This is a genomic window from Sulfitobacter sp. KMM 9851 (genome assembly GCF_057178245.1).
The window spans coordinates 795,723-809,241 of sequence record NZ_CM169991.1 but is presented as its reverse complement, the minus strand read 5'-3'; the positions used below and the strand labels follow the sequence as shown (position 1 = coordinate 809,241).

Annotated in this window: 14 protein-coding genes; 3 read left to right on the top strand and 11 right to left on the bottom strand. The window is 61.7% G+C overall.

Annotated features, from left to right (window positions below; all coding sequences use genetic code 11):
- Positions 1-16: 16 nt before the first annotated feature.
- Together lpdA and AC1965_RS03960 are read left to right on the top strand one after the other, a co-directional pair.
- Complete coding sequence (gene lpdA, locus AC1965_RS03965; protein ID WP_483885996.1) at positions 17-1,405, top strand: dihydrolipoyl dehydrogenase; 1,389 nt, start codon at positions 17-19, stop codon at positions 1,403-1,405.
- A gap of 109 nt (positions 1,406-1,514) precedes the next feature.
- Positions 1,515-2,675: a Hint domain-containing protein gene (locus AC1965_RS03960; RefSeq protein WP_483885995.1), complete on the top strand. Its 1,161-nt coding sequence runs from the start codon at positions 1,515-1,517 to the stop codon at positions 2,673-2,675.
- A gap of 286 nt (positions 2,676-2,961) precedes the next feature.
- Here AC1965_RS03960 and AC1965_RS03955 read toward each other — a convergent pair whose 3' ends face one another.
- The 5 genes from AC1965_RS03955 to AC1965_RS03935 form a co-directional block, all read right to left on the bottom strand.
- Positions 2,962-3,198, bottom strand: coding sequence for a hypothetical protein (locus AC1965_RS03955; RefSeq protein ID WP_483885994.1), 237 nt, complete (start codon positions 3,196-3,198; stop codon positions 2,962-2,964).
- A gap of 269 nt (positions 3,199-3,467) precedes the next feature.
- Positions 3,468-4,073, bottom strand: a complete 606-nt coding sequence (locus tag AC1965_RS03950; RefSeq protein WP_483885993.1) for a pyridoxamine 5'-phosphate oxidase family protein — start codon at positions 4,071-4,073, stop codon at positions 3,468-3,470.
- Positions 4,066-4,797 (bottom strand): lysophospholipid acyltransferase family protein, encoded by a 732-nt coding sequence (locus AC1965_RS03945; RefSeq protein ID WP_483885992.1) that lies wholly within the window; start codon positions 4,795-4,797, stop codon positions 4,066-4,068. The genes AC1965_RS03950 and AC1965_RS03945 overlap by 8 nt, the downstream gene beginning before the upstream one ends.
- Positions 4,797-5,705, bottom strand: coding sequence for a cell division protein FtsX (locus AC1965_RS03940; RefSeq protein WP_483885991.1), 909 nt, complete (start codon positions 5,703-5,705; stop codon positions 4,797-4,799). The genes AC1965_RS03945 and AC1965_RS03940 overlap by 1 nt, the downstream gene beginning before the upstream one ends.
- The gene (locus tag AC1965_RS03935) at positions 5,702-6,379 is read right to left on the bottom strand and encodes a cell division ATP-binding protein FtsE (RefSeq protein WP_483885990.1); all 678 of its coding nucleotides are present in this window, start codon (positions 6,377-6,379) and stop codon (positions 5,702-5,704) included. Before AC1965_RS03935 ends, AC1965_RS03940 begins: the two co-directional genes overlap by 4 nt.
- Positions 6,380-6,542: 163 nt before the next feature.
- Between AC1965_RS03935 and AC1965_RS03930 the strand changes: the two genes are divergently transcribed.
- A complete protein-coding gene (locus AC1965_RS03930; protein ID WP_483885989.1) occupies positions 6,543-7,364 on the top strand; it encodes a zinc-ribbon domain-containing protein in 822 nt (273 codons plus the stop codon).
- 103 nt (positions 7,365-7,467) lie between these two features.
- Here the strand turns inward: AC1965_RS03930 and AC1965_RS03925 are convergent, their stop codons facing one another.
- From AC1965_RS03925 to argH, 6 genes are read right to left on the bottom strand one after another with little or no spacing between them, the layout of a single operon-like run.
- Positions 7,468-10,095, bottom strand: coding sequence for a DUF4175 domain-containing protein (locus tag AC1965_RS03925; protein ID WP_483885988.1), 2,628 nt, complete (start codon positions 10,093-10,095; stop codon positions 7,468-7,470).
- A gap of 39 nt (positions 10,096-10,134) precedes the next feature.
- A complete protein-coding gene (gene lysA, locus AC1965_RS03920; protein ID WP_483885987.1) occupies positions 10,135-11,400 on the bottom strand; it encodes a diaminopimelate decarboxylase in 1,266 nt (421 codons plus the stop codon).
- A gap of 56 nt (positions 11,401-11,456) precedes the next feature.
- Complete coding sequence (locus AC1965_RS03915) at positions 11,457-11,774, bottom strand: DUF2834 domain-containing protein (RefSeq protein ID WP_483885986.1); 318 nt, start codon at positions 11,772-11,774, stop codon at positions 11,457-11,459.
- Between the two features lies 1 nt (position 11,775).
- Positions 11,776-11,946, bottom strand: coding sequence for a hypothetical protein (locus AC1965_RS03910; protein WP_483885985.1), 171 nt, complete (start codon positions 11,944-11,946; stop codon positions 11,776-11,778).
- A complete protein-coding gene (locus AC1965_RS03905) occupies positions 11,943-12,122 on the bottom strand; it encodes a hypothetical protein (protein ID WP_483885984.1) in 180 nt (59 codons plus the stop codon). Before AC1965_RS03905 ends, AC1965_RS03910 begins: the two co-directional genes overlap by 4 nt.
- Complete coding sequence (gene argH, locus AC1965_RS03900; RefSeq protein WP_483885983.1) at positions 12,119-13,510, bottom strand: argininosuccinate lyase; 1,392 nt, start codon at positions 13,508-13,510, stop codon at positions 12,119-12,121. Before argH ends, AC1965_RS03905 begins: the two co-directional genes overlap by 4 nt.
- Positions 13,511-13,519 lie beyond the last annotated feature (9 nt).

Below are 13,519 nucleotides of genomic sequence, written 5' to 3'. Positions count from 1 at the left end.
GCTAAGGAGACTTCCCATGTCCAGCTATGATGTCATCGTGATCGGCTCCGGCCCCGGCGGCTATGTCGCTGCAATCCGCTGTGCGCAACTGGGGCTGAAAACCGCCTGCGTCGAAGGCCGCGAGACACTGGGCGGCACCTGTCTGAACGTGGGCTGTATCCCATCCAAGGCCCTGCTGCATGCCACCCATATGCTGCACGAAGCCGAACACAACTTTGCCGCGATGGGCCTGAAAGGCAAATCGCCCTCCGTCGACTGGAACCAGATGCTGTCCTACAAGCAGACCACCATCGACACCAACACCAAGGGCATTGAATTTCTGTTCAAAAAGAACAAGATCGACTGGCTCAAGGGCTGGGGATCAGTTCCCGAGGCCGGCAAGGTCAAGGTCGGCGACGAGGTGCATGACGCAAAACACATCATCATCGCCTCCGGGTCAGAGCCTGCAACCCTGCCCGGCGTTGAGGTCGATGAAAAGATCGTCGTAACCTCCACCGGTGCGCTGGAACTGGGCAAGGTGCCCAAAAGGCTTGTGGTAATCGGTGCAGGCGTGATCGGGCTGGAACTGGGCAGCGTTTATGCCCGCCTCGGCTCCGAGGTGACGGTGGTCGAATACCTTGATGCGATCACCCCCGGCATGGACCCAGAGGTCCAGAAGACCTTTCAGCGAATGCTGAAAAAGCAGGGCTTCAAGTTTATCATGGGGGCCGCGGTGCAGAAAACCGAAGCCAACAAGACCAAGGCCACAGTCACCTACAAGCTGCGCAAGGACGATAGCGAACACGCGATCGACGCCGATGTTGTACTTGTGGCCACCGGGCGCAAACCCTACGTCGCCGGTCTTGGCCTCGATACTCTGGGGATCGAAATGACAAAACGCGGCCAGATCGCGGTCAACGATCATTGGGAAACATCCGTCAAAGGCATCTACGCCCTGGGCGATGTGATCGAAGGTCCAATGCTGGCCCACAAGGCCGAAGACGAAGGCATGGCAGTGGCCGAAGTGATCGCGGGCAAACACGGACATGTAAATTACAGCGTGATCCCCGGCGTCATCTACACCCACCCCGAAGTCGCCAATGTCGGCGAAACCGAAGCCACGCTGAAAGAAGCGGGCCGCGACTACAAGGTCGGCAAGTTCTCGTTCATGGGCAACGCGCGGGCCAAGGCGGTCTTTGCTGGCGACGGTTTTGTGAAAATCCTCGCGGATAAGGAAACGGACCGCATCCTGGGCTGCCACATCATCGGCCCCGGCGCTGGCGATCTGATCCACGAGGTTTGCGTCGCTATGGAATTTGGCGCGTCGGCACAGGACCTGGCAATGACCTGTCACGCGCACCCCACCTACTCCGAAGCGGTGCGCGAAGCGGCACTGGCCTGCGGCGATGGCGCGATCCATATGTAAAGTTCGCGGGGTGGGCATTCAGCCCACCCCCGGGCCGGTGCCCCATCACACTAACGATTTTGAAATGGTATAGTGGCAAAAGTTCCCTTCACGAGGTGATGGGAACCGGATGCCATCAAATACATTCAACGCATTCTATCTGGGAACCTACGCGGACGTCGACCCCACCGAAGGGAACGATTTCTCCGAAAACTCCATGGACCTTGTTGGCCAAAGTTTTGGCAGCGCGGGTGATCCCGCATGGCGAAACGATACCCCCCTCACCTTGAACGACCCCGATGGGGACGGCCGGACATATGACAACGATTGGAATGCTGGCGAAACGCTAACGCACGCTGATACCACGTCCGAGCTAGATTCCAGCATGCTCTATAACGTCACGGTGACTTACACGGACGGCTCCACCGCGCTGACGCAGGTCGTCGTAATGCAGGACACGGGCGGGCGGGTGTTCATCGCACCGCATGTCGAGGGGCATTGGGCCAATGCCGCCTTGACTGACGGACCGGTGCAATCAATCACGCTCGATAGTGTCGCTGACGATTCCTTTTCTTTTACCTATACAAATCTGGCGAACTTGGCGTTCACCTGCTTTGCACAGGGAACCTTGGTAGGGACGCTATACGGCCCCCGCCCCATCGAAACACTGCGCTGCGGCGATATGCTGAATACGCTCGACAACGGGGCACAGCCGCTGCGGTGGACGGCCCGGCGCAGGATCGGCCCGCTTGCCGTGATGGCCAATGCCGCCCTGCGACCGATCAAGATTACACGTGGCGCGCTTGGCGATGGGATACCGGCGCGTGATCTGGTCGTCTCGCCCCAGCACCGCATCCTGTTATCTTCGCATACTGCCCAACGGATGTTCGGCACCAAACAGGTTCTGGCCCCTGCCAAAGCCTTGCTAGATCTGCCGGGCGTCGCCTATGCAGTAAATGGCCGCGGCGTGACCTATATTCACCTGCTGTTCGACACCCATCAGATATTGTTCTCCCATGGGGTCGCATCCGAAAGTCTTTTTATGGGGGCCTCTGCGACATCGGCCCTTGGCGCCGACCGGATCACGGAGATTGAACGCTTGTTTGCTGCCTCAAACAGCGGCGGACAACTGCCCAGCATACATCCCGCGCGGCATTTCGTGAAAGTGCGAGAGGGAAAGCGTTTGGTGGCGCGCCACCAAGCCAATGAAAAGCCGTTGGTCTGCTCCTGTTGCCTGTCCGGGCTCACCAGCGCACGGCCTGGCCACGCGGCGTTAACGGTTCTGGCATAAAACCACGATCGTCGCGACACCGCCGGAACGGGCTAAACCCCCACCCGGCACCCTACGATGGATGAGGCCCCAACCGGGCCATGTCGATACGTATTGATATGCAGGCTGACACCTGTTTCACATATCCGATCTGGCGGCGCCGCCTTTCTTTTAAACGGCCCATCCCCGATCCCAGACATGCGATCATAAAAAAACCGCCCGGAGACTTCCCGCGCGGCAACACTGGCGTGCGATGGGAAAGCGGCCATTGGCCTGCTTTCCCGGTATTGTAATTTATGCCCTGACCCTAGGTTTTTTTAGCCGGTTTTGGTTCAGCTTGGCGCTGAAATACAATACCGCAATTTTTCTGGATGCTGGTTTTTTCCATCGCTTCCAATTCGCCTTTCAAACGCGCCAATTCACCAGCGGTTTGTTTATCGCCCTTGATGAAAAACGCGGCGGGCCAAAACACCACAATCGCCACGCCGGTTGCAACGGCATCATTGCTGGCCTTTTTATTTTGCACACCCGACAATTCGCCCACACGCGCGCTGACGCGGTTGGCCTCTTGCACCAATTGTTTGCAGGAATGGCTTTGGTATGCCAATGGCGACACGTAAGATGCTGAAATATCGGTAGATTTCTGGGCGCACCCGCTCAACATCGCAAGCGAAATCAATACGGGCAAAATATACGTCTTCATTAAAAAATCCTATCTAACTATTCGATAGTAACGGGTTAGACAGAAAATATGACCACGACCAGATTTGAGTTATGGTCAATTTGTTTTGGTTACCTGCTGTGGCATCAACGTTACCACATCGTCTTTTCGGCCCGCGCGCCCCATGCGCTGTCGTAGGCCGCGCCGCCTTCGACCCCATTGGTGATTTCCGCCATCATGTCGCCCACCGTCGGCAGACCCGTGCTGTCGTCGGCCCCCGCCCAAATACCGGCGCGCATCAATGCCCGTGCGCATTGGCTATATACCTCACCCACAGCAATCACGATCACCGTGGTGGGCTGGCGGCCCTTCTTTTCAAACCGCGCGCGCAGATCGGTATCGTCACTCAAAAACGCCTGCCCATTCACACGCAGCACATTGTTTGATCCCCGCACAAAAAACATCAGCGACACACGCGGGTCGCCCACGATATTGCGCAGGCTGTCCAGCCGCTGGTTGCCACGCCAATCGGGCAAGGCAAGGGTACGCGCATCCAGCTGCGCCACCACCGGTCCGTCATCGCCGCGTGGGCTGGCGTCAGTGCCCTCGGCCCCCACCGTGCTAAGTACACAAAGCCGCGCGGCTGCGATCCATTTGGCATAACTGGGGGTCAGATGGTCGGTGACCTTGCGCAGCGATACCGCGCCGGGGGTGCCATACAGCGCCTCAAGTGCGGCAATGTCGGCGATTTTAGGCATTTGGCTGCCACCCGGCTTCGGCCAGCAGCACATCTGACTGCGTCTCGATCTGGCTCTCCAGTCGTGCCATAAACGCGGCTTTGTCCAAACCCGGTTCAATCGGATCAAGAAATTCCACCACCGCCAGACCGGGACGGCGGAACAGCCCACGGCGCGGCCAGAAATAGCCCGCGTTGGTCGCCACCGGCACGCAGGGTTGCCCCAGTTGACCATAAAGAACAGCGGTGCCGACCTTGTAGGGTTTGTGCGCGCCCGGTGCGACGCGGGTGCCTTGTGGATAGATCACGATCTGCCCCGGCTCGATCCGTCCGGCGTTCACATCATCCAGCATCTTGCCGATCGCCTTGCCGCGTTTGCCACGGTCGACGGCAATCATCTGCATGCGTTTGGTGTATTGTCCGATCACCGGCGTCCAGAGAACTTCGCGTTTCATAATAAACTTTGCCCGTGGCAGGGCGTGAAAGATCATCATGATGTCCAAAAACGACTGGTGTTTGGCCGCGACCAAGACCTCGCCTTGCGGTACGGCGCCGCGCACTTCGCTGCGCAGCCCAATCAGCCAGCGTGCCGACCACATGCACCAAGCGGCATAGGTTTTGCAGGCCGCATAGGCGCCGCGTTTGGAAAACATCGCCCAGGGCGCAAACGCCAGGCCAATCACCGGCATCGCGATCGTCACCTGCACAATATAGATGATCGACCTTATCCATTGCAGTAGATACATCAGGTCAGCTCCCTTAATGTGCGCCGCGCTGCGGCACCCGTGGCACCAAAGGCCACCGCCCCGGCCAGCAACGGCACCAGCAGCGGCACGCCCCAATGCCACCCCTGAAAGCCAAGCCCGGTCAGAAATCCGCCGGCGTCAGAGGCATCTGGCAGCAGCAAAACCGCCGCCATGCCCAGCACCGTCCCCGCCGCAGCGCCCAGAAAGGCGCGCAGGGTAAAGCGGCGGATGAAGGCCTGCGCGATATAGTCGTCTGTCGCGCCGACCAACCGCAGAACGGCAATCACCTGCGCGTTTGCCGCCAGTGCAGCCTGCGCCGCCAGCGTAATCATCGCAGCCACGGCGACCCCGATCAACAGCGTCGAAACCCAGCCCAGCAGACGCAACCGCGCCGCGGCCGCCACCAGGGGTGCGCGCCAGCGGCTGTGGTCGTCCAGCACCGCACCCGGCACTTCGGCGGCCAGCCGCAGGCGCAGGCCCACCGGGTCCATGCCGTTGTCATCTTCGATGATCTCAATCAGGCGCGGCACAGGCAGGCTGTCAATCGCCAGATCCGGGCCAAACCAGGGCGCCAGCAGCGCCTGCTGTTCTGCATCGCTCAGCGCGCGCGCCGACGCCACGCCGCGCGTGGTCTCAAGCACCCGCAAGGCCGCTTCGGTCTGGGCCGCGCGCTGGTCCAGCGGGGCAACAATCCGCAAGGTGGCCGAACGCGCCAATTCCTGCCCCCAGACATGCGCCAACCGCCCCGAGGCCAACGACAGAGCCAGCGCAAAAACCGCGAGAAACGCCATCGCCCCTGCCACGAACAACGTCAACTGCGCGGTAAATCCAGAGGGTGGCACCACGCGGTCAGCCTGTCGATCCCCTACAACCAGCGCCTTGAGACTGCCTAGTTCAAACCGCTTCACAGATCCGCCCCCGCCAATTGAATGCGCCGGTTGGCGATGCGCAGCACCCGCGCCTGCACATGCGCCTTTGTGGCGCGGATCAAGCTCAGGTCGTGCGTGGCGATCAGCACGGTCTTGCCCATGCGGTTCAGCTCGATCAGCAGGCGCAGCAGGCGCTGGGACATTTCCCAATCGATATTGCCGGTGGGTTCATCCGCCAGCACAACGTCGGGCGACATGATCACCGCGCGCGCCAATGCGGCGCGTTGCCGTTCCCCCCCCGACAGTTCCGGCGGCAGCGCATCTGCGCGGTTGGTCAACCCGACCCAGGACATCAGCTCGTCCAGATCGCCGCCACCAGCGTCTGTATGGCGACCCGAGACCATGAGCGGCAGCGCGATATTGTCGGTTAGCGGCAGATGGTCGAGAAATTTCACATCCTGATGCACCACGCCCACCCGGCGGCGCACCATGGCAATGTCATCGCGGCCCAGCCCGCGCACGTCGGCACCAAACAGCCGCACATGCCCCGCCGTGGGCAGCAACGCCCCATAGCACAGTTTCATCAGCGTGGTCTTGCCCGCCCCTGACGGACCAGTCAGAAAATGAAAAGATCCGGCGGCCAGTTTTAGCGTTATGTCGGACAATAATTCGCCGCCGCCATAGCTATAGGCTACATTTTCCAGCTCGATCACAAAAATACCCCAATTCCATCGACCTGTTGTGCCTCAGCACCGGATGGGATTCAATCCACCAGATCACGGCATTCCGTCCAGATTGCACTTTTCCTGTAGTATTCTAGGACATATGCTATTTGTTAAAGATGACATTTGGTGAAAACGGATTTCAGGATAAACTATGCGGCTGATCTGCCCGAATTGTGACGCGCAATATGAAGTCCCCGACGAGGTCATGCCGCAGGCCGGTCGTGACGTGCAATGTTCCAATTGCGGACAAACCTGGTTTCAGCATCATCCCGATAATACCCCCGATGCCGACGAAGACGCGGCGCTGGAGGCCGATGCCCCAGCACCGGACGAGGAAACCGCACCGCCGCCACCGCCCCCCACCCCACCACAGCCAAAATCGGAGCGCCGACAGCTGGACCCTGAGGTGGCCGATATTCTGCGTCAAGAAGCCGAGGCCGAGCATGAGGCCCGCCGTGCGCGGGCGTCAGACCCGCTGGAAAGCCAGCCCGACCTGGGGCTGGACGAAGGTGATGGCGGCGACGACGAGGCTGAACGCCGCGCGCGCGAAGCCCGGATACGGATGGCACGGATGCGTGGCGAACCTGAGCCGGTTTCGGACGCGGCCGCCAATGCCGCTGCCGTTTCGTCGCGCCGCGATCTGCTGCCCGATATCGAAGAGATCAATTCGACGCTGCGCAATGACAGTGACCGCACAGGCAACAGCGCAGACAACACCAGCGCATTGGATGACCCAGCCAAACCCCGCAAGAGTGGCAGTTTCCGCCGCGGTTTCGGGTTGATGCTGCTGCTCGCGGCAGTCATGGCGCTGGTCTATGCCTATGCCCCCCAGATTGCGCGCACCGTGCCGCAGGTTGATCCGGTGTTGTCGTCCTATGTCACCTGGATGGACCAAATGCGCCTCTGGCTGGATGGCCATTTGCAGTCGGCGCTGATCTGGCTCGATAACATGGCATCTAAATCGCAGGGCTAGGCGTTACCTGAGCGCAGCAAGCGGGGGCCAGCCCCCGCACCCCCGGGAATATTTTAACCAAAAAGAGAGTAAAGCGTGCCGCTATCTGCGCGCAGCGCGTTTGCTAAAACCTGTCGAGCAGACGGTTGAGATAATCACGCTCGACCTCGGGCCGCTCCGTCTCGCCCGAGCGGCGGCGGATTTCATCGAGCAGACGGCGGGCGCGGCCATAGCCATCTTCGCCATCGGCCAACGGCCCGTCAGTGCTGTTGGCGCCCGAATTGCCCTGTTCACGCCCCAGCGGATCGCGGTTTTCGGCGCGGCGGTCAAACTCGGCTGTGCCTTGGCCTGGCTCGCGGTTTTCTTGATCCTGTGCCATAGCATCGCCCAGCGACCGCATGCCTTCGCGCAACGCTTCCATCGCTTGCGCTTGATTGTCGATCGCTTCGGCCAGATCATCCTGGCGCAGCGCCTCTTCTGCACGGTCCATGGCATCGCCCGCACGCCCCAACGCATCGCGCGCCGCATCGCCGTCGGGCGTACCCTGGCCCGGCAAGCGACCCTGCTGACGGCGCAACTCGTCGCGCAGCGCCTGTTGCCTTCCGGCCAGACCCTCGGCACCCTGGCCGTCACCTTCACCCTCTTCTCCGCCGTCGGCGCGCGGCCCACTCTGGCCTTCGCCCTCGCCTTGGGGTTCTTCACCGCCGCCCTGGCCCTGACCGTTCTGACCCTCGTGGCTTTGCCCGCGGCCCTGACCGCCATTGCGCCCTTCGTTGCCTTGGTTTTCACCCGCCCCCGCACCGGGGTTGAACTGTTCCTGCAAGTCGCGGAAGGCGCGGTCGCTCAGCCCTTGCTGTTCGCGCAGCGTGTCCGACAGCCCTTCCATCGCCTGTTCACCGGGGGTCTGGCCGCGCTCGCCCTGCTGGCCTTCGGTAACACGCATGTTCTCCATCAATTCCTGAAGTTCCTTTAACGCCTGTTCGGCCTCGGCCATACGGCCCTGTTCCATCAGGTCCTGAATCCGGTCCATCATGCGTTGCAGATCATCCTGCGTCATCTGCATGGTCTCGCCCTGCGGTTGCTGCTGGCCTTCGCCCTCCTGCTCCTGCGCCTGCTGGCGCTGGAGTTGTTGCATGTAGTTCTCGGTGGCGCGGCGCAGCTCATCCATCAGCTCGGCGATTTCCTCCTTCGAGGCACCGTTCTTCATTGCTTCGTTCAGGCGATCCTGCGCCCGGCGCATCCGCTCCAGCGCATCGCTGAGCACGCCTTCCTCCAGCGTGATGGCAAGGCCCCACATGTCTTCGGCGATGTCGTCCTGCACGTCATCCGGGAGCCCATAGCGGGCGCGGATCTCAAGCCGCTCAATCAGTTCGCGCAGACGCAGCGCGGTGATTTCCGACCGCAGGCTGTCGCCCGGCTGATAGGCGACGGCGCGCAGAACCTGCGCGATGCGCGGGGCATTGGCGCGCGACCACAGCAAATCGCGGCGCATTTCAATCACCGCCGCCGCCGCTGGATCAAAAAACCGGCGCCCCGGCAACACCAGCGCCTCACCTTGCGTCTGCCCTTGCTGTTCGGCAGCGTCGAGCACGCTGAGGCTGATGGTCACCGGCAGATTTGCCCACGGGTGCTTTGAGAAGTTTTCGATCAGGAATTCGCTGAATTGTCGACGGTCGCCGGTGATCGGCATCGGCAGCGGCACCACGATATCAGGGCGTGTGTCAGGGTCGACCGTCAGACCATAGCGCCTAGTCACCGATGGCAGGTCAAGGCTGACCCGCGCCTCGCCCGCCGCGACGCCGTAATCATCGCGCGCGGTGAATGGCAGGCGCATCTCGCCCAGCGCGCTGACTTCCGGCTCACCCGTCTTTTCGACCTGCGGGGCGCCGTCGGGCAGCATTGTGATCTCCCACGCTCGTGCGCCAGCGCCACTGATGTCGATGCCCCCGCTCTGCACCACGGTAAAATCCTGTGCACTGTCCGAGGCCGCAGGCAGATCGGCCGTGCGGCCAGACACGGTTTCACTCACGGTCAGCGCGCCAACTTCGCCATAAAGCCGCAAAGTGATCAGTGTGCCGGATGGCAGTGCCAGTGGCCCTTCGGCCAGATCATTGAGGTAAAGCGTCGGCTTACCGGTGTGGCGGGGGGGTTCTGCCCAGCCTTCCCAAACCGGCCCACTGGCCAACCCGCCGCCGCCCGGTGCCATGCCAGCGACAGTGCCCACCCGCCAGATCGAGCCAAACAGCAGCGCAATGATGAACGCCAGCAATGCGACATAGCGCAGCGCAAAGGGGTCGGCCCGCGCCACGCGCAGATCACCCGGCACGGCACGTGCAGCAGCGGCGCGGTCCGCCATCCTGGCCTTATGCGCCCGCCAGACCGCCATCGACGCCGCATCACCCGCGCCGATCACCTGATCGTCCAGCATCGCTTGTATAGGTCGCCCCGGCAGACTGGCATCCAGTCGGGCCATCGCATCGGCGCGACTGGGCACGCGAAACCGCCGCAGCGCAAAGATCAGCGTCCATAGAAACCCCAGCCCCCCCAGCACGGCGAGCGCCCAGGCGGCCTCAATCACCATCTGGTCGTGCAGACCCAGCATCAGCACTGCAAGAATCGCCAAACAAAGGCTCAGCAAGGGCCAGAGACTGCGCACCAGATTTTCGGCCAGCATCCCGCCCCATGTCCAGCGCAGCGGCCAGCGCAACCGCACCAGCGCGCGCCGCAGATCATTTGGGGTAAATGTCACCATGAAACGCTGTCTCCCGACGCCCGTGACGACACTATGCCGTCACAGCCATTCGGGGATGGTATCGCGATTTATCATTTCGTCAAAGCTTGGCCTTGCGCGGATAACCGCGAATTGATCGCCACTGACCAATACTTCGGGGATCAGCGGGCGCGAATTGTATTCGCTGCTCATCACCGCGCCATATGCCCCGGCCGAACGGAAGGCGACCAGATCACCCGCAGAAAGCGGCGGCATCGCACGCTGCTTTGCAAAGGTATCGCCGGATTCGCAGACTGGGCCGACGATGTCATAGGGCTGCGTCTCGACACCCGCGGCAGGCTCGACCACCGGAACGATGTCGTGCCAGGCGTCATACATCGCGGGGCGGATCAGGTCGTTCATCGCGCCGTCGAGGATCAGAAAATCGCGACCCTCGCCGGACTTGAGGTAAATGACCTCGCTCACCATCAACCCCGCGTTGCCCGCGATCAGGCGGCCCGGTTCGATCTCGATCTCGCACTCCAGATGGCTCAACGTTTCGCGCACCAGCGCGCCGTAATCAGTGGGCAATGGCGGTGCGGCATTGGATCGCTCGTAAGGGATACCCAGACCGCCCCCCAAATCCAGCCGCCTGATATCATGGCCATCGGCGCGCAACAGCTGTGTCAGCTCGGCCACTTTGGAATAGGCCTGCCGATACGGCTCCAGATCGGTTAACTGGCTGCCGATGTGCACATCTATGCCGATCACCTCCAGCCCCGGCATCGCTGCGGCCATGGCATAGACTTCGCGGGCACGGGCAATCGGGATACCGAACTTGTTCTCGCTCTTGCCGGTGGCAATCTTTGCGTGGGTTTTGGCATCCACATCGGGGTTCACGCGGATCGTGATCGGTGCGACCTTGCCCATGGATTGCGCCACCGCGTCCAACACCACCATCTCCGGCTCGCTTTCGACGTTAAACTGGCGAATACCGCCCGCCAGCGCCAGTTCGATCTCAGCGCGGGTCTTGCCCACACCGGAAAACACGATCCGCTCGCCCGGCACACCCGCCGCCCGCGCGCGTCGGTATTCCCCGCCCGATACCACATCCATCCCGGCACCCGCATGCGCCAGTGTGCGCAGGACTGCCTGGTTCGAATTGGCCTTCATCGCATAACAGACCAAATGCTCCATGCCTGCCAATGCCTCGTCGAACAGGCGGTAATGCCGCAGCAACGTCGCCGTGGAATAGACGTAAAATGGCGTGCCTACGGCGGCGGCAATCTCGGCCACACTGACGTCCTCGGCGTGCAGCACACCGTTACGATAGAGAAAATGATCCATCTCTTTTTGGTCCTAAATATTCCCCGCCGGAGGCCCCGGCCCCGTGCGAACGGCCCCTATCTGATGGGCGCTGTCCGCAAATACAGATAAAGCGGCAGGCCACAGCTGACCCCAATACAGAACGTAGCGGGAATGGCAATCAAGGCGACCCAATTGCGCCGCACGGCGACCTCGGCCAAGATCCAGACCGTCAGCGCAACCGCGGCGATCGTCAGATCCCAGACCAGCCCGCTGGCGGCGGCATTCGCGTGCCAAGCCGCGACCATCGCCCATATGTCCCAGCCGTTGGCCTGAAACCACGTCACAAAATAATACATCGGATGCAGCGCGCCCCAGATCGCGAGCGCCAGATAGATCATACGCAGTGGTGACATCTCAGAACCGCTTTTTCACGCCAACATTGACGTGGCCCGACACATGCATGCCCGGTTCGGTCACACTGGGCTGTTGGCGGCTGTCAGAGCGGCCGGCGGGAATGGTATCGCCCCCCGGCGGCGTACAGGCTGCCAAAGCGCCTAACACCGCCAGCAGGGTCAGCCGCCTCACAGACCCAGCCCCAGTGTCAGCGCAAAGGGCCCGCGCCGCGCCCCAATAGTGGTGCCCAGTTGCACCCCAGACGACGACATGGTCACCTGCGCCGTGCCAGTGGGCTGCACCGGTTCGCCATCGGCGCCGCAGGCTGCCAGCGCCAGCAGGGCCATCACGACCGCAATAGACTTCATGATAGAATATCCTTCCACCGTTTGATCTGCGCACGCACCTGCGCCGGTGCCGTGCCGCCGTAGGATATACGCGAATTGACCGAATTTTGCACGCCCAGGACGTCAAAGACATCATTAGTGATCGCGCCGTGCACCGATTGCATCTGTGCCAGCGTCAGGTCCGGCAGGTCACAGCCCTGCGCCTCGGCCTTGGCCACCAGCGTGCCGGTGATGTGGTGCGCATCGCGGAATGGCAGGCCCAGCACCCGCACCAGCCAATCAGCCAGATCGGTCGCGGTCGAAAAACCCGACCCCGCCGCCGCTGCCAGATTGTCCTTTTGCGCCGTCATGTCGCCGACCATTCCCGTCATCGCAGCAAGCGCCAGCATCAGGTTATCGGCGGCGTCAAACACCTGTTCCTTGTCTTCCTGCATGTCCTTGGAATAGGCCAGCGGCAGTCCCTTCATCACCATCATCAGCGCCGTGTTCGCACCAAAAATCCGCCCCACCTTGGCGCGGATCAGTTCGGCCGCATCGGGGTTCTTCTTTTGCGGCATGATGCTCGACCCGGTCGAAAAACGATCCGACAGCGCCACAAACCGGAACTGCGCCGAGGACCAGATCACCAGTTCTTCGGCAAAGCGGCTGAGGTGCATGGCACAGATGCTGGCGGCACCCAGAAACTCCAGCGCAAAATCGCGGTCGCTCACTGCATCCAGCGAATTGGCCGACGGCGCGTCAAACCCCAGCGCCTGCGCCGTCATGTCGCGGTCGATCGGGAAAGACGTGCCCGCCAGCGCCGCAGCACCCAACGGGCTTTCGTTCATGCGCTTGCGCGCGTCGCGGATGCGCGACAGATCGCGGCCAAACATCTCGACATAGGCCATCATGTGATGGCCCCATGTCACGGGTTGGGCGACCTGCAAATGGGTAAATCCGGGCATCACCCAATCGGCCCCCGCCTCGGCCTGACCCAGCAGGGCAGTGATCAATGCCACCAGACCGGCGTCAGTCGCATCCAGTTGGTCGCGCACCCAAAGTTTGAAATCGGTCGCCACCTGATCGTTGCGCGACCGGCCTGTATGCAGGCGTCCTGCTGGTTCGCCGATCAGGTCTTTCAGCCGTGCCTCGACGTTCATGTGGATGTCTTCGAGCGCGGCAGAAAATTCGAACGTACCCCCTTCGATCTCTGACAAGATCGTGAGCAGCCCTTCCCGAATGGCCTCCGCATCGTTATCAGTCAGGATACCCGTTGCCGCCAGCATGGCGGCATGGGCGCGCGACCCGGCGATATCTTGTGCGGCCATCCGTTTGTCGAACCCGATCGAGGCATTGATTGCCTCCATGATCGCGTCCGGTCCGGCGGCAAAACGGCCACCCCACATCTTGTTCGAGGTCGTGTCAGTCATGTGCAAAAA